The sequence below is a fragment of the Cupriavidus sp. UME77 genome (assembly GCF_014170355.1).
Taxonomy (GTDB): domain Bacteria; phylum Pseudomonadota; class Gammaproteobacteria; order Burkholderiales; family Burkholderiaceae; genus Cupriavidus; species Cupriavidus basilensis.
Map to the genome: position 1 here is coordinate 1 of NZ_LZZU01000090.1, position 14,850 is coordinate 14,850.

The window sequence follows — 14,850 nt, forward strand, 5'->3', positions numbered from 1 at the left end:
GGCGGCGGGGGCGGCGGCGGCGCGGTAGTGGCCGGGATCTCATCCCAGAGCTCGGCTTCGGCGCCCACCGGGGTGCTGCTCTGCCAGTGCACGCCGAAATACAGCACGATGCCCAGCAACAGGTGCATGAAAACCGCGAGCAGGAAGGAACGCAGGGTTCCCCGCTCCGGGGCCGGCTGATAAGGATAGGCGGCGGTTTTCATCGCGTGGGGCGGTGCTTACTTGGGCTTGACCATCAGGCCAACGCGCTTCACGCCGTCGGCCTTGAGCACTGACATGACGTCCAGCACGGCTTCATACTTGACCGAGCGGTCGGCGGCAATCACCACCGGCTGATCGGGATTCTCGTTCTGGCGCTGATGCACGAAGTCGATCAGACCCTGCTTGTCGAGCTTGCGCTCGAAACTGTTGCCGGCGTTATCCTTGCCGCGCGCGGTCAGTGCGCCGTCCTCATGCACGGTCACGACGATGGGAGGTGCCTTTTGCTGCTGGGTGGCGTTGGCCACGCTGGGCAGGTCAACCACGGCGGGATTCACGATCGGTGCCGCCACCATGAAAATGACGAGCAGCACCAGCATCACGTCAATGTAAGGCACGACGTTGATGTCGGCGCTGGCCCGGCGGCGCGAGCCGCCACGGCGCTGTATCGCTGCCATTGCTGGTTCTCCTTGACCGAAGACGTTGGTGGCTTCGGCGTTTTAGCGGGTCTGCCGTTGCAGGATGTTCAGGAACTCTTCCATGAAGCTCTCGAAGCGGATGGCCAGACGATCCACTTCGGTGGCGTAACGGTTGTAGGCAATGACCGCCGGAATCGCCGCGAACAGGCCGATAGCGGTGGCGACCAACGCCTCCGCAATGCCGGGCGCCACGGCCGCAAGCGTAGCTTGCTGCACATTGGACAAGCCACGGAAGGCGTTCATGATCCCCCATACGGTGCCGAACAAGCCGATGTACGGGCTGACCGAACCCACCGACGCCAGGAACGGAAGATGCGATTCCATCACATCCATTTCGCGCTGATAGGCCGCGCGCATCGCACGCCGCGCGGCATCGAGCAGCGCGCCGGCTTCATTGTTGCGCTCGCGCGCCTTCAGGTACTCGCCCATGCCGGATTCAAAGATCCGTTCCAGCGCGCCTGTGTTGTGACGATTGTTGGCTGCGCTCTGATACAGGGCCTGCAGGTCGCCGCCGGCCCAGAAGTCGCGCTCGAACCCCTCGGTCTGGGTCCGCGCGGCGCGCAGGGAGAAATGCTTGCGGAAGATATATGTCCACGAGAACAGGGACATCACCAGCAGCAGGGCCATGACGGCCTGTGCCAGCACACTGGCGTGCAGCACCAGCGAAATGATCGACAGGTCTTGCGTGACGGTCACGGGATTCATCGAGCGGTCTTGATGGTTGCAAGGACGGGGGCGGGAATGGGAGTCGGGCGAAATGTGCTACGATCAACACACCCAACCCGGATGGCGCCAGTAGCCAGCAATTGCTCACCACGCCAGGCTTCTTGGGCGAATTGGACCGACGCCGGGCCAACCCGTTCAATCTGTGTCCGGATCTCAAGCAGGTCGTCCAGACGGGCGGGGGCATTGTAGTCCACCGCCGTGCTTCTGACGATGAAGACGACGCCGGTCTCATCGGCCAGCGCTTGCTGCTCGATGCCTAGCGAGCGCAGCCACTCGGTACGGGCGCGCTCGAAGAACTTGAGGTAATTGGCGTAGAACACTACGCCGCCCGCGTCGGTGTCTTCCCAGTACACCCGCAAGGCCCACACATTGTTGGTCATGGCCGCGATTGTAACGGCAGCCGGCCCGACCCGGTGTAAACCCTTGTCTGACATTACAACAATTACATTACCTGACGGACAAGGCATTGACTTTCGGTCTTTGGCCCCGCAGCACCGTCTTGCAGCGAGCCAGCGCCTCGCGTTAAACTGCCGCCAACCATTCCATCTTGCGCGACTGGCGAAGTCAGTGGGCACTACCACGAGGAAGCGCAAAGTTCTCTGGCGCGATGTTTCAAGCGCCTGCCGCTCGCCTGGGCAGCGAATGGGAAGCAGGGTGCGCCCTGCGCCGGATAGCTAACGCGTCCGGCGCCGGTCGCCTGTGCCTTCCCCGCGCGCCCTACCCCGAAGCCATTCGGAATTCCCTTTTTTTCAGACGAGTTTTCGCCATGTTCGAACGCAGCCGCTATACGATCGACCAGATCGACCCCGAGCTTTTTGCCGCCATCCAGAAGGAAGACCAGCGCCAGGAAGAGCACATCGAGCTGATCGCCTCGGAAAACTACACCTCGCCGGCCGTGATGGCCGCGCAAGGCTCGCAACTGACCAACAAGTACGCCGAGGGCTATCCCGGCAAGCGCTACTACGGTGGCTGCGAGTACGTCGACATCGTGGAGCAGTTGGCCATCGACCGCGTCAAGCAACTGTTCGGTGCCGAAGCCGCCAACGTGCAGCCCAATTCCGGCTCGCAGGCCAACCAGGGCGTGTTCTTCGCCGCCCTGAAGCCGGGTGACACCATCATGGGCATGAGCCTGGCCGAAGGCGGCCACCTGACCCACGGCATGGCGCTCAATATGAGCGGCAAATGGTTCAACGTGGTCAGCTACGGCCTGGACGCAAACGAAGACATCGACTACGACGCGCTGGAAAAGCTGGCCCAGGAAAAGAAGCCCAAGCTGATCATCGCCGGCGCCTCGGCCTTCGCCCTGCGCATCGACTTCGAACGCATCTCCAAGGTGGCCAAGTCCATCGGCGCCCTGTTCATGGTCGACATGGCCCACTACGCCGGCCTGATCGCCGCCGGCGAGTACCCCAACCCGGTGCCGCACGCCGACTTCGTCACCACCACCACCCACAAGAGCCTGCGCGGCCCGCGCGGTGGCGTGATCCTGATGAAGGCCGAGCATGAGAAGGCCATCAACTCGGCCATCTTCCCCGGCATCCAGGGCGGCCCCCTGATGCACGTGATCGCCGGCAAGGCAGTCGCGTTCAAGGAAGCCCTCTCGCCCGAGTTCAAGACCTACCAGCAACAAGTGGTCAAGAACGCCCGCGTGCTGGCCGAAACCCTGATCGAGCGCGGCCTGCGCATCGTCTCCGGCCGCACCGAAAGCCACGTCATGCTGGTCGACCTGCGCGCCATGCAGATCACCGGCAAGGAAGCCGAAAAGGTCCTGGGCGAAGCGCACATCACCGTCAATAAGAACGCCATCCCCAACGACCCGGAAAAGCCGTTCGTCACCTCGGGCATCCGCCTGGGCTCGCCGGCCATGACCACCCGCGGCTTCAAGGAAGAAGAAGCCCGCCTGGTGGCCAACCTCGTCGCCGACGTGCTGGAAAACCCGCACGACCTGGCCAATATCGCTCGCGTACGCGAGCAAGTGGCAGCCCTGACCAAGCGTTTCCCGGTCTACGGCTAAAGCCCAGCGCCACCCGCCACGCGCGGGTGGCCGGCAGCCGCGGCGCGCGCCGCGCCTGCGGCAGGCCTTGCCAACCCAGCCCGGCGCGACACAGAATGACAAAACGCTGCCTGCGCGGCACGCGCCCCGGCTCATACTTCGAGGTGGTCAGGCATGAAATGCCCTTTTTGCGCTCACTCCAACACCCAGGTCCTGGACACGCGCATGTCGGAAGAAGGCGATACGGTGCGCCGCCGCCGCCGCTGTGAATCCTGCGACCGCCGCTTCACCACCTATGAGCGGATCGAGCTGTTCTTCCCCGCCATCGTCAAGAAAAACGGCTCCCGCGCGGACTATACCCGCGACAAGCTGAAAGACTCGATGCGCCTCGCCTTGCGCAAGCGCCCGGTCTCGGCCGAAGCCATCGACGCTTCCATCACCCGCATCGAAGAAAAACTGCTCGCCCTCGGCGAGAAGGAAATCCCCAGCAGCCAGGTCGGGGAACTGGTCATGCGCGAGCTGCGCCGGTTGGACAAAATTGCTTATATCCGGTTTGCTTCGGTGTATCGGAGTTTTGAGGACGTGTCGGAATTTTCCGATGTACTCGCCGAAGTGGCGGCGAGCAGCAGCAAACGCTAAGCTGCGGGCCAGGGGATCCCCTGGCGCCAGGCTCATCTCATTTCTGGATGTAGACTTCCTTCCACGCCACCCGCTTGGATTTGCTCAGCAAATTGATCGGCAGTTGAGAGGTGGACGAAGTGGCGTTCGACTGCTGGGTCAGTGCGTCAAGATTGCCATTGTTTAACGCGACCAGCGACGGCCTTGATGACAGCGCGGTATTGGACAGGGCGATGCCCGTCCACGGGGACAGCCCGGACGAAGTGAAGTTCGTGCTTGGCAGTTCGCCGCCAGTAGTCAAATCCACAGCATACAGATAGCTGGACGAGCCACAAGTCGCCGCCGAGGGAATGTCGGTGGTGAAAACCAGAATCCCCGCAATCGCGGCCGGATTGGTCACCACTCGTTCACCTGATCCTGGCAAATCGAAGTACCAGCCCGGATTCTTGGTGTAGTTCACAGCAGGCGTGTTGCTGATATGGCGCACAGACCCCGATAGCGTCACAGTTCTTTTCACAAGCGTGGTTCGCACGTTGGAGATCAGCGGCGCTGCAGTCATATTGTCAACCAGAGCGTACATGGATTGCACGTTGCTCACGCCCAAGTCGGATTGCCCGAGCAGAAGGCCCGTACCCACGAAGACCATACGTTGGCCGTTATAGGTAGTCAGTTCCGGCGCTGAACTGATCGGCTGCGCCTTGCCACTACTATCCGCCAGGCTGGCCAGCTTGCTGACATTCCACGAGGTTGCAGCGGTGCCGGACAGATCGAAGCGCCACACGTTCCCCAGCAGGTCGCCGCCATAGACGTAGTCGATTGTCGCGTCGGTCGATCCATTCGCCGCGTAAGCGGAAATATAGGCGAGACCGGAAGGCGTAGTGGTATCGCCAACCCCGGTCGAGATCGACTGGAGGACATTGCCGGTAGCAGGATCGAGCACGAACAGGCGGCCTTTGCCATCGCCCTGCGTTCCTCCATTGCGAACCACATTGTTGTTATAGCCCGACGGCACGAGCACCACCCAGCCCATGGCCTTCGTCTTCGCGAGGATAGGCTTGCCGAAGGTCAAGCCCAGGTTGGCAGCATCCGTGCTGCTGGTCGCTGAATTCGGAAACTCCCATTTCACTTTACTGGCCACGTCCGCATCGCTCTGCGCCGTCGAACTGGTCACATCAAGCGCATAGTAGCCACTGCCTCCCGCCCCTAGCCCACCCACCAGCAAGGTCTTCCATGCCTTGATACCGGCCATGTAGACATCGCCAACAGCCGGCGTGGCATCGACGTAGTATTGATGCGTATAGGGCGTCACCGTGTACGCATTCATCTTCCCGCTTGTCGTCAGAAGCGCACCCGGCACATACGCCCAGAGCTCCGCGCCGGAACTGGCGTCGAACGCATGCAGCATGCCGTCGTTTGCCCCCTGGTAAATCGCGGGCTTGCGAGAAGCGAGCTGGCTCTGGAACCCGGCATAGCCCGCGTCCGAGTAATAGGCGGTCGCGCCAGCGACATAGACCGGCTCAGCCGACACGATATCGCCAAGTAGCGAACTGCGCGTGCGATACGTGGTGCCTTCCAGCGATCGATCTCCACGCAGGTAGGCCAGCACGCTGGCCCCGTCTGTCTTGCCAGAGCTATTGAGAAGATTGACGGTCGCCGGCAGCAGCCCTCCCGCGCCCGTTGCGAACGCGGCGCCCTTGCCATTATCGTATGTCCCGATCCAGCGGTTGCCGGGCGTGCGGCTAGTCAGCTGGTCGCGCGCCTTCCAGAGCGGCGCGGCGGCATTGATGAACCCGGTCGTTGGGTCGATGGGCGCGGCCGTCAGCTCGCCAGACCAGTTCTGGCCGTTGTAGCTGGCCATGAAGGCCGCACCACCGCCATTGGTCGAACTCACTGCAATTGCCGCGTTGGACGCCGACTTCGACAACAGGCTCTGAAGCACCTGCTGGAAGAACGATGTCAGGTCGGCGGCGTTGGTAGCCCGGAACATCTGGCCGCGGCCATTGATGGTGGCGTGCCAGAGATCATCCAGCGCGTTAGGGCTGTAGTTCTGGGATGTGGCCACCCAGGTCGGCGGATTCAGGTTCGGGCTGTTGGCCTGCGCTGTGTTCTGCCCATAGATATAGCCCTTTGCACCGAGCGCCACCGCGTACGTATTCATATGCAGGTTGGGGTTCTTGTCGGCATTCCAGGAGCTATCCGTCGAATTCACCGGCACCAGGCCCGCAGTGAGATCGGAGCGCAGATTATTGACGAAGTAAGAGCTCGCAATGTCCGCCAGGGAAGGCTTGGGAATTGTCGAGTACGGGGCGGTATTGATGAAGCTGCTGCTGGCCGAATAGCTCGGCGGCGTCACCGTCGACTTGTTGGCATAGCCGTCAGTCAGGATAAAGCCTGCATTCTGCTGGCAAGCGAACTTGACCGGCGCATTGGTGTCCGTTCTCATGAACTGGCCACCAATGAAGTTGAGCGTTTCAAGCGTGGGCGTACCGCCGGCCGCTACGCTCTGATAAATCGCCCCCAGCAACGCAGAACCATTCTTCGAGTTATCCGTCGAGGAAAAGTCGTACATGGTGACGTTGGTGCCCGCCCCCGAATTGAAGTTGGTATAGGCACCGTACATTCCCTTCAGGTTCGTCAAAACCTGGCCCATCCCCGAGCCCAGCATCAGCTTACGCTTGCGGTAATACTGAAACCAGTTGGCGAAGTTCTGCAGCTCATCCGCATAGCTGCGTCCGCCTGGGAACTTCCCGCTGTTGGCCGAAACGATCTGCCACTCGCGCACAAAGGCGCCATCCGGCGTTGCATTGCAGCCTGCAGTGCTAGCCGTACAGGTTGCATCCTTGACGTAATAGGTCGCGGGGCGGTAAGGAAGCGAAACATCCCAATAGGTGACGTTGGAGGGGATTGTGAGATCGCCGCTGATATTCGTGGTTGTCCAACTGCCGCCATTTTTTTTGTAGGTAATCTGCGTGAGTGAGTTCGCAGATGCCCACGCAAACGGAATCACCATGCCAGGGAACATGCGGAAGGTCGTGTTGGCTCCTGGATTGCCTTGCACGGCAACAGTCCCCGCCATGTTCCACGTGTATGGCGACGACGAACTTTGCGTCGGATAGTACGGATGGCTACGGGTAGCCGCCGTGCTTGCGTTGCTGAAGCTCTTCATTGCGCCACCCATATAGGCTGACGGCCATGCGACGTAGGTTACATTCGGGTTGTAATAGATCGGGTTATAGTCCGCACTGCGCATGTAGCTGTACTGCGGCAGCGGCGGCACCGCGAAGTGATCGGAGGTCGAATCGGCGTAGCGGCGCAAATCGCTATCATTGCTAGTGCTCTGTCCGTTCGGGAACAGATAGGCAAACTTCATCCAGCCATTGCCGGACGAGCCCGTATCATTGAAGTTGAACTTGCCGCCCGAGTAGAAGTTCTTGTTGCTCGTATCCCACCACAATGCACCGTCACTCGTACTCATCAGGACCTCGAAGTCCATCGAACCCGAATCGTCAATGCCAAAGATGACGTTGGGCGGCGCCTGTGAAGTGGCGGAGAGCGGCGTAACGGAAATGTCGGTCGAGGCAGAGTAGGCCGAAATCACCGCCACAGAGGAAATCGCCAGGCAAACCTTAAGCAGGGTTGAGAGTTTCATGGGCCGGTTATCTGTTGAGGATTGCCTGTACGAATGTCTCGCCGCTGCGCGGACTCGTGACGTGTACCGTCACCCGGTAAGCCACCTGTGGCAGTTGCAGTGAAGGTGAACCCATCTGATTGCTGCTTGGCCCCTGGATCGCCTTGGCGCGGGCGGTGCACTGGCCGTACGGATCTGTCACCGGGGTCGAACTGCACAGGCGTTCAACCACATATTGATATTGCAAGCCACCATTGCCGACCTTGACCTGCGGGAAGCTGGTGGTGTCGGCCCAGTTCACATTGGGCAGGCCATTCTGGTCCAGCGCGAAGGTGGTAGTGGTCGCGTAGTATTGCTTGGTGGTATCCGTGGTATCCGGGTTGGCAACGCCATCCAGGGTAGTCTTCGCAGCGGTCAAGGCAAGATCGGTGGCCTGGCTCGCTGCCTCCTTGAACGCAACGTTGCCGGCCGTGGTTCCAGATACGGCACCGGTACGCAGCAACGACACCGCGGACACCAGGATCGCCAGCAGGATGATCAACACGATCGGCAGTGCGAGGCCGGTCTGGGTACGACGCGATCGCATGCTCACTGTTCTCCGAACACGATATTCTTGAGAGGGATGACGAGGCTCTGCGTGCGATAGCGATAGCACTGCCAATTCTGTGTCGCGCTCAGATCGGCCGTCACGGCTGCCCCCAGGGGCGAAGCGGTAGCGGCGAAAATCACCGGCAAAGTCGCCGCCGTGGTGGCATCGCATGCCGCTCCCGGCCCGCCTGACGGCTTTACAGCCGCGGGGATTCGCGTGACTAGGCCTACGCGAATTGCCCGGATCTGGCTCATGCTGGCCGCGCTTAACGGCCATGCCCATGCCCCGGTAGCATCCACCCATTGGGCAACGCTCAAGCCTGCTCCCGCGACCACTCCATACTGCGCGCGCATGTAGACCACATTCTCTGCTAGCGGCGTCGCGGGGGTGCCAGCAGAGGCAAACTGATCAACCAGTTGCAGCATGGCCGTCGCGTTGTTGACCTGATAAGTCGTCCAGGCAAATGCCCCTGCGTTCATCACGCTCGCTCCAGCGCCATAAGCCTGCGGATTGGAGAACACCACCGTTGCCGGAGGATTCCAGTTGCCGCTGCCAGCCGCATGGGCTATCTGCGTGCTGTTGGCCTGCAGCGAGGTTCCGCTGACCTGCATGACGGTGCAGGGCGCAGTCACGCTACCGTTGCCGCTGTACGCCGAAACCAGCAATACCGACCCCTGCGTGTTCGGGCCCGGAATGGTGATGCCCTGGGCCGAAGGCACATTCAGCGGATCCGTCCCTGTCGCCATTCCAGTACTGAGGGCGATCGGTGCCGCGGCGCCAATTGAGGAGGCTCCCGCAATGGAGATCGTGTCCGAGGCACCCACCCCACCCGGGCGTGTCACCCAGACGGGCGCAATCGCGGCGTTGTCGATCAGCACGCCGTTGAAATAGGCGTTGAGCGCCGGGCAGATGATGGTGGACTGGTTGTTACGGCCGCTGGTGGCAACGCCGACTCCCGCCCCCTTGATATCGCGCTCGATTGCCAGCATGGCCAGCACGCTACTGTCGGCAGCCGCGCTGGTCCCAAACTGCGTGCGCTTGAAGTCCTCGAAGAAGTAAGTTGCGCTGAGAATGGCGACGCCGGCAATCAAGCCGATCAGAAGCCCAACCAGCAGCTCAATCAGCGTGAAGCCGCTAGTACGCAGGTGCGAGTGAAGCCTGGCGTGCATGGCGTGGCTATCTGAGGTTGGTGGTGGTTACGAGGTTGTGCCAGGTGGTTAGGCTCAAGTAGGTCTTCTCCTGCGCTTCGCCTGCCAGTTTCCATTGCAGGGTGACGGTCAGGTTGCCGGTGACTGCGTCATAAGCCACCGTCGGTGTGTGCGTCGCGTCGCTAGGCAGTGCACCGTTGACGCGCTTCAGCCAATCGGCAGCGATCGCCTGGCCGGTGCCGGCGGTGCACCCGCCGCCGGCCGGCACGGTGTAGCACGGAGCATTCGCCGCATCCACCGTGGCAACCCCAATAATCTCGGCGGCGTAGTACTGCGCCACAGTACGATAGCGGGTTTGCGAATTTTGCTTGGCAGCCATCAGAGTCGCTGCGCATAAGCCAACGATGCCAATCGCGAACAGTGCCAACGACACCATTGCCTCAATGAGTGCGAACCCCTGGACGCGCGCCTTCATATCAGCACGCCATCAAGCTATTTGCCGCAGCCGCGGGATTGCACACGCGGGCCTGGCCCAAGGCCGACAACATCACACGTAGGCATTGCGCAGTACCGCCGTTAGCGCGACACGCTGCGCTCCCGCTCATCGGCTGGATATCGAACTGAGGCAAAGCAGCTGGTGCTCCCCCGCAATCCGCCGCTAACACGCGTCCAGTACCGTCAAAGCAGATTGCTGCCTGGTTCGAGGCAAGCGCAACCGAGCGGCTCAACTCTGCCGGGGACGCGGAATAGCCAGCGAAAGCGGCCGCGCTGGGTACTGCGTAAGACCAACCATTTGCAGACACCGCGAATGTCGTCATCCGATTGCGGTTCAGCGCTTCGACGCGCGCCGCCTTCAGGTCCGATGACAGCTGCTCGCTCACAGCACGCAGACGGCTGTTCTGCAAATAGTCGCTCATGCTCGGTACGCCGACCATCAGCAGGATGGAGATAATGGCAAGCACAGCCATCATCTCGATAAGGGACAACCCCCTCATCCTCATATCAGCAATTCCCTGGAGTCAGCCACCAGCATGGGCCGCTTACCACCTGGCCCTTATATGCGGTGGTGGCCTTGTTGCCGGTCTGGTCAAGCGTATAGGTATAGCCGGCGACTGGGCCCTGGCCCTGCGCTGTCATGAGGAACCCCTGGCCGGCGGAGGTCAGGGTGCACTGATAGGCGAAGTTCGTCGAAGAGGTGGACACATTACAGGCCGCACCGACACCATAGTTGCCGTTGTCCTGGAAACTCTGCTCCATGCGCAGCCCAAACACGGAGAGCGTGTCGAAGGCCTCCGACAGCTTGCTGCGCGTGACATAGTCCGAATAGATGGGAATGGAGATTGCGGACAGTATGGCGAGGATAGCAACCGTCACCATCAGCTCGATCAAGGTAAACCCGCGCGCCGCCCGGCATGCACGCCGACCTGCTCCAGGCCGGGCGTCTTGCTGAGCGGGAAAATGCAGCGCGGTCGCTAGAGTGCGAAGCGGCGCGGACATGTCAGCGCCGCCGATGAACGGCCGAATGCCGGCGCTGCGCGAGCGAAGTTTTGACCCTGTACATATGACCCCCGGTTGAATTACTCATCCGGTTCCGGCATTCCACTCTGCGTTGGAAGCGCCGAACCCATCCCGAAATCTTTTAATTTTCTGCAGGCTGGCGATAGGCGCATCAGCCTTGATTACTTCATAGCGCATCCGGCTGCGAGCGCCACCCCGCTATAGTGGGGGATAGGATAGGGAAGTGTCAATTCAGCTACTTCGCCGAGTCGGTTTGCACTGACTGCGTTGGATAGTAGCCACAGGCATGTATGAAACATTATTTAGCAAACCCTTCACAGCCCGGCACACTTTTGCTTTCGCTTGAGCGGCATCCTGAGCAGGTCTCCACATCCGAGCGAAACCGCCATGCCTTTTGCAACCCCTCCTTCAACGAAGGCGATCACAGGATCCCCTCGCGGCTTCATCCTCATCGAATCCCTCACCGCCCTCGCTGTCCTCGGCGTCGGCCTGCTGCCGCTTGCTGCGCTGGCGCCGTTCGCACTAGGCACACTGCGCGGCTATGAGGCCCTCGGCCATGCTACACGTGCAGCCGCCGAACTAGCGGAGTTGGGGGATCCGGGCCTCGCGCTGTCGCCCCTTCAGGCACGTGGCATTGGCCCGAATGACCTCCAGCTGTGCCAGTCGCTCGCTTCGGCGGAGGACAGTGGGTGCTTGCCGGGATCCAGGCTGGCGGTCGTCGGGCCGCTGTCCCTGGCTTCGTCGAGACCTACCGGCGGCGTGCGGGATGCGGCCGCGCTGCGCGTCATTGCCCTCTGGATCCGGCCATGAAGGCTTGTCGGGCACAAGGGTTCTCGTTGATCGAACTGATGGTTGGCCTGGCGCTCGGCCTGCTGGTCAGCGCGCTGGCTGTGTCCGCGTTCCATGCCGTCCAGGTCACGTACCGCACCGCCGTCGATCTCGTGCTGCTGGAAGAACGCGGCCAGCGGGCGCTCGCCATCCTCTCCCAACTTGTCCGGCATAGCGGTTGGCAGCCGGTCGGCGTGGCCTTGCCGGCCAATGCGCCACCGGCGCTATCAGGGCGGGACGATTGCGGCCAGCCGGGCATTGCCGCGCTGCCTACCTGCCCTCGCCGTGGCGTCAATGGCAGCGATGCAATGCTGGTGCGATTCAGCGGCAGCGGGCGCGCGCAGGATCCGACGCTGCCGGACCAGACCATGATCGATTGCAGTGGGTATGCGTTGCCGGCGGTGAGCGTTGGCGGATCGGCTGGTGGCGCAGTCCACGCTTATGCGGGGGAGAGCCTGATCTATATCGCCACCGGCTCGGATGGCGAGCCGCAACTGTTGTGCCGCTATGCCAGCCGGCGCGACGGGCGGGTGCTGGAGGGAAGCTGGACTTCGGGCGCCCTGGTGCGTGGCGTGGAGGCCTTGCGGTTGCGATACGGCATCGATACCGATGGCGATGGCAACGCCGACGCGTTCCTGCGCGCCGAGGAACTGCGCGCCAGGGGCGACGCGGCCTGGCGCGAGGTACTGGTGGTGCAGATGGCTCTGGTGCTGCGTGGTGAGCGCCCACTGGCGCTGGCAGCGGCGCCGGCCGTGCTCACTTTGTTCCCACGGGGTACCCCGGGCGCGCATGCTGGCGCCGGCCTCCATGCCGACGACCTCGTTTTTACGCCGGGTGACCGGCCTGCCTTGATACGACGGGTGTTCTCGGCATCCGTGCGGCTGCGCAATACCAGGCCCTGCACGGAGACACTATGCTGAGCGCCAAGATTGCGGTTTGCCTGCGGCGCGGTAACCGGGCGAAAGGGGGCACCACGCTCCTGCTGACGGCCACGATGCTTCTGCTTGTGGCCGCCACAACCCTGGCTGGCCTTCAATTCCTGCTCGCCAGCAGGCAAGTGACCACTTACCAGCTCGAGCAGGAGCTCGCCTTTCGCGCGGCGGAGTCGGCGTTGCTCGACGCGGAAGCGGAGTTGATGGCGGCGCTCAGCAACGGCGCGTCCGGAGTGGATAGCCGCCTTGCTGCGTGGCCACCGCCGGGCCAATGCGGCGCCGGCGCGCAGCGGGGACTCTGCCGGCCCGCCCCGGGCATGCCGCCGCCATGGTTGAATTGGCTCGATTCGCGCCGGCCGGATGAGACCACGGGCATCGCGATGGGCTCCTTCAGTGGCGTTACCCTGCCGGCCTTGCCACCCGGAGCGGCTGGGGTGGGCACCATGCCGCGGTACGTTGCCGAGTTGATGCACGAGCGCCCTCCTGGCGAATGGCTGGGATCCGGCTACACGCCGGGCACGGGCCAACGGCTGCGTTTTCGCATTACTGCGCTGGGGTTGGGGCGCGACGCGGCGGTACGCCGCTTGCTACAGAGCGAGTTCCAGCCGTGACGCACTCCGCCCGGTACCACAACGCGCTGATTGCGCTCGCCGCCGGACTGCTGTTTGCTGGCACGGCACAGGGCGGGGGAAGCACGCCACCTGTCCTGGTACCGCCGCCCAAGTGGATACCTGGCTGGCCGGGCCACGCGGAGTTCGTCGTTCAGCACGGCGCGCGCGCTGCGCTGGTCTGGGTGGGGATGCGTGATGGCAGGCTGCGCGCGTTCAATGCGACGTCCGGCGACGAAGTACTCGCTTACCAGCCGCGCCCAATGCGAAAACAGGGCTCCACGCCCTGCCCCCACCCCGAGGCTGCCGACGTCTCGCTCGAACCCGGCCGCTGGCGCACCCTGCTGCTGTGTGGCCTTCCGGCGAACGCAGCCGATCCACAAGCGGGCGTTTTCGCCCTCGACATCACGAATGCAGCGGCGCAGCCGCCAGTAGGAACGCTCTGGGAGGCCAGGGCTTCCGACACGCTCCCGCTGGCCCCGTCGGGCCCCGTCCGCGCATTGGCACTCTCCACGCATGAAGGCCCGCGCTGGTACGCCATGGTGACGCTGGGCGCCCCGCGCGGTCGCCAAGCCCACCGAGGCGTGCCGCATCGCGATCCGCCGGGGCAACAGGCCGGCATCGCCATGCTGCCCCTGGACAAACCCACGCACGCGCCGTGGCAAGGACGCCACGCGATACGGCGGCTGCTCCTGCCGGCCGGCGGTTGCGGGAGCCCCGGACCCAACCCCGCGCTGCTTGCCGCGAGCATCCTGCCAGATACTTCCGGCGTGGCCCTGGCGGCGTACGCGGTGGATACAGCAGGCGGGCTCTGGCGCTTCGACTTGCGTGGCGCGATGCCATGGCGTGATAGCGGCCGGCGCGTCGACTGCATTTACCGGATGGACAACCCAGCGCCTTCGTCGCGCGCAATCGTGCCCCCTGCCCTGATCAGCGCCGCCGGCGGCCACCTGGTGGTTTACGGAACCGGTACCCATGTCAGTGCGGCATTCGACAGCACGCCCTTCGCCGACACAGGCGGCCCGAGTCGCGGTGGCGCGCGCATTGTGGCCCAGCCTCAAGGAGGCGGCGTGGTGCTGCGCCGGCAGGCTCACACGCCGGATATTCCAGGCCGCCCAGCATCCACCGCTGGCTGGCACTTGCCTCTTCCCAATCCCGGCGAGCGCCTGGAACGGCTCCTCCCCGCCGACCCGGGCTACCTCGGCTTTGTCACCCGAACGCCCGACACGCGCCAGCGCGCGTACCTGATCCATGCGCTGAGCGGCGAATCCACTGCCAGCGCGCAGGCTGGCGGGCCTCTCACTCACGTAGCGACCGGGTTCGGGGCCAGCGCCACGGCGACCGTCGTTCTCGAACGCGCGGCACTACCGCCAAAGCTTGCGCCGCAACCGGGCGTCACGTCGCATGAGGACGTGACCCTCACGCTCTGGTCCCTGGAGGAAGGAAGCGCCGTGCCACTCAACCGCACCGTCGCCAGCCGCCGCACCGGCCGCCTCAGCTGGCGCGAGCTGATCCGCTCCGGGTCGCCGTGAGACCCAGATACGCCTTCCAGACCGATCCACCGCCAACCACGCCACCGCACACC

General features: G+C 63.2%; 15 protein-coding genes, 1 pseudogene and 1 riboswitch. Of the genes and pseudogenes, 6 read left to right on the plus strand and 10 right to left on the minus strand.

Annotated elements, in window-relative coordinates; all coding sequences use genetic code 11:
* From A9975_RS33740 to ybgC, 4 genes and pseudogenes are all read right to left on the minus strand, one after another.
* Positions 1–203 (minus strand): annotated as a pseudogene (locus A9975_RS33740) (cell envelope integrity protein TolA); the annotation flags it as partial.
* Between the two features lie 15 nt (positions 204–218).
* On the minus strand, positions 219–656 hold the full coding sequence (gene tolR, locus A9975_RS33745) for a protein TolR (RefSeq protein WP_043348529.1): 438 nt from the start codon (positions 654–656) through the stop codon (positions 219–221).
* Between the two features lie 42 nt (positions 657–698).
* Positions 699–1,382, minus strand: coding sequence for a protein TolQ (gene tolQ, locus A9975_RS33750; protein ID WP_183036536.1), 684 nt, complete (start codon positions 1,380–1,382; stop codon positions 699–701).
* Complete coding sequence (gene ybgC, locus A9975_RS33755; RefSeq protein WP_183036537.1) at positions 1,379–1,783, minus strand: tol-pal system-associated acyl-CoA thioesterase; 405 nt, start codon at positions 1,781–1,783, stop codon at positions 1,379–1,381. The genes tolQ and ybgC overlap by 4 nt, the downstream gene beginning before the upstream one ends.
* Before the next feature lie 161 nt (positions 1,784–1,944).
* Positions 1,945–2,047: riboswitch (ZMP/ZTP riboswitch) on the plus strand.
* Between the two features lie 122 nt (positions 2,048–2,169).
* Between ybgC and glyA the strand changes: the two genes are divergently transcribed.
* Positions 2,170–3,417, plus strand: coding sequence for a serine hydroxymethyltransferase (gene glyA / locus A9975_RS33760; RefSeq protein WP_043348535.1), 1,248 nt, complete (start codon positions 2,170–2,172; stop codon positions 3,415–3,417).
* A 153-nt stretch (positions 3,418–3,570) separates the two neighbouring features.
* Entirely contained in the window at positions 3,571–4,035 is a 465-nt protein-coding gene (gene nrdR, locus A9975_RS33765) for a transcriptional regulator NrdR (RefSeq protein ID WP_150984110.1), read from the plus strand.
* A 37-nt stretch (positions 4,036–4,072) separates the two neighbouring features.
* Here the strand turns inward: nrdR and A9975_RS33770 are convergent, their stop codons facing one another.
* The 6 genes from A9975_RS33770 to A9975_RS33795 are packed head-to-tail and all read right to left on the minus strand — an operon-like array spanning position 4,073 to position 10,876.
* Positions 4,073–7,663: a pilus assembly protein gene (locus A9975_RS33770; protein ID WP_183036538.1), complete on the minus strand. Its 3,591-nt coding sequence runs from the start codon at positions 7,661–7,663 to the stop codon at positions 4,073–4,075.
* A 7-nt stretch (positions 7,664–7,670) separates the two neighbouring features.
* Positions 7,671–8,228 carry a hypothetical protein gene (locus A9975_RS33775; RefSeq protein ID WP_183036539.1) on the minus strand — a complete coding sequence of 186 codons (558 nt, stop codon included), beginning with the start codon at positions 8,226–8,228 and terminating at the stop codon, positions 7,671–7,673.
* Between the two features lie 2 nt (positions 8,229–8,230).
* Entirely contained in the window at positions 8,231–9,400 is a 1,170-nt protein-coding gene (locus tag A9975_RS33780; protein WP_183036540.1) for a PilW family protein, read from the minus strand.
* A gap of 7 nt (positions 9,401–9,407) precedes the next feature.
* Positions 9,408–9,854, minus strand: a complete 447-nt coding sequence (locus A9975_RS33785) for a prepilin-type N-terminal cleavage/methylation domain-containing protein (protein WP_183036541.1) — start codon at positions 9,852–9,854, stop codon at positions 9,408–9,410.
* A gap of 1 nt (position 9,855) precedes the next feature.
* The gene (locus A9975_RS33790) at positions 9,856–10,380 is read right to left on the minus strand and encodes a GspH/FimT family pseudopilin (protein WP_370565964.1); all 525 of its coding nucleotides are present in this window, start codon (positions 10,378–10,380) and stop codon (positions 9,856–9,858) included.
* A gap of 1 nt (position 10,381) precedes the next feature.
* The gene (locus A9975_RS33795; RefSeq protein ID WP_183036543.1) at positions 10,382–10,876 is read right to left on the minus strand and encodes a type IV pilin protein; all 495 of its coding nucleotides are present in this window, start codon (positions 10,874–10,876) and stop codon (positions 10,382–10,384) included.
* 408 nt (positions 10,877–11,284) lie between these two features.
* Between A9975_RS33795 and A9975_RS33800 the strand changes: the two genes are divergently transcribed.
* The 4 genes from A9975_RS33800 to A9975_RS33815 are packed head-to-tail and all read left to right on the plus strand — an operon-like array spanning position 11,285 to position 14,797.
* The gene (locus A9975_RS33800) at positions 11,285–11,707 is read left to right on the plus strand and encodes a hypothetical protein (protein ID WP_183036544.1); all 423 of its coding nucleotides are present in this window, start codon (positions 11,285–11,287) and stop codon (positions 11,705–11,707) included.
* Positions 11,704–12,645 carry a PilW family protein gene (locus A9975_RS33805; protein ID WP_183036545.1) on the plus strand — a complete coding sequence of 314 codons (942 nt, stop codon included), beginning with the start codon at positions 11,704–11,706 and terminating at the stop codon, positions 12,643–12,645. The genes A9975_RS33800 and A9975_RS33805 overlap by 4 nt, the downstream gene beginning before the upstream one ends.
* Positions 12,639–13,268, plus strand: coding sequence for a hypothetical protein (locus tag A9975_RS33810; protein WP_183036546.1), 630 nt, complete (start codon positions 12,639–12,641; stop codon positions 13,266–13,268). Before A9975_RS33805 ends, A9975_RS33810 begins: the two co-directional genes overlap by 7 nt.
* A complete protein-coding gene (locus A9975_RS33815; RefSeq protein ID WP_183036547.1) occupies positions 13,265–14,797 on the plus strand; it encodes a pilus assembly protein PilY in 1,533 nt (510 codons plus the stop codon). Before A9975_RS33810 ends, A9975_RS33815 begins: the two co-directional genes overlap by 4 nt.
* Positions 14,798–14,850 lie beyond the last annotated feature (53 nt).

What these genes read in the sequence shown, in the direction of transcription:
- A9975_RS33775 (WP_183036539.1), bottom strand. Translation starts at nt 8,228, where the DNA reads ATGCGATCGCGTCGTACCCAGACCGGCCTCGCACTGCCGATCGTGTTG.
- A9975_RS33800 (WP_183036544.1), top strand. Translation starts at nt 11,285, where the DNA reads ATGCCTTTTGCAACCCCTCCTTCAACGAAGGCGATCACAGGATCCCCT.
- A9975_RS33805 (WP_183036545.1), top strand. Translation starts at nt 11,704, where the DNA reads ATGAAGGCTTGTCGGGCACAAGGGTTCTCGTTGATCGAACTGATGGTT.
- ybgC (WP_183036537.1), bottom strand. Translation starts at nt 1,783, where the DNA reads ATGACCAACAATGTGTGGGCCTTGCGGGTGTACTGGGAAGACACCGAC.
- A9975_RS33780 (WP_183036540.1), bottom strand. Translation starts at nt 9,400, where the DNA reads ATGCACGCCAGGCTTCACTCGCACCTGCGTACTAGCGGCTTCACGCTG.
- nrdR (WP_150984110.1), top strand. Translation starts at nt 3,571, where the DNA reads ATGAAATGCCCTTTTTGCGCTCACTCCAACACCCAGGTCCTGGACACG.
- tolR (WP_043348529.1), bottom strand. Translation starts at nt 656, where the DNA reads ATGGCAGCGATACAGCGCCGTGGCGGCTCGCGCCGCCGGGCCAGCGCC.
- A9975_RS33790 (WP_370565964.1), bottom strand. Translation starts at nt 10,380, where the DNA reads ATGAGGATGAGGGGGTTGTCCCTTATCGAGATGATGGCTGTGCTTGCC.
- glyA (WP_043348535.1), top strand. Translation starts at nt 2,170, where the DNA reads ATGTTCGAACGCAGCCGCTATACGATCGACCAGATCGACCCCGAGCTT.
- A9975_RS33770 (WP_183036538.1), bottom strand. Translation starts at nt 7,663, where the DNA reads ATGAAACTCTCAACCCTGCTTAAGGTTTGCCTGGCGATTTCCTCTGTG.
- tolQ (WP_183036536.1), bottom strand. Translation starts at nt 1,382, where the DNA reads ATGAATCCCGTGACCGTCACGCAAGACCTGTCGATCATTTCGCTGGTG.
- A9975_RS33795 (WP_183036543.1), bottom strand. Translation starts at nt 10,876, where the DNA reads ATGTCCGCGCCGCTTCGCACTCTAGCGACCGCGCTGCATTTTCCCGCT.
- A9975_RS33785 (WP_183036541.1), bottom strand. Translation starts at nt 9,854, where the DNA reads ATGAAGGCGCGCGTCCAGGGGTTCGCACTCATTGAGGCAATGGTGTCG.
- A9975_RS33810 (WP_183036546.1), top strand. Translation starts at nt 12,639, where the DNA reads ATGCTGAGCGCCAAGATTGCGGTTTGCCTGCGGCGCGGTAACCGGGCG.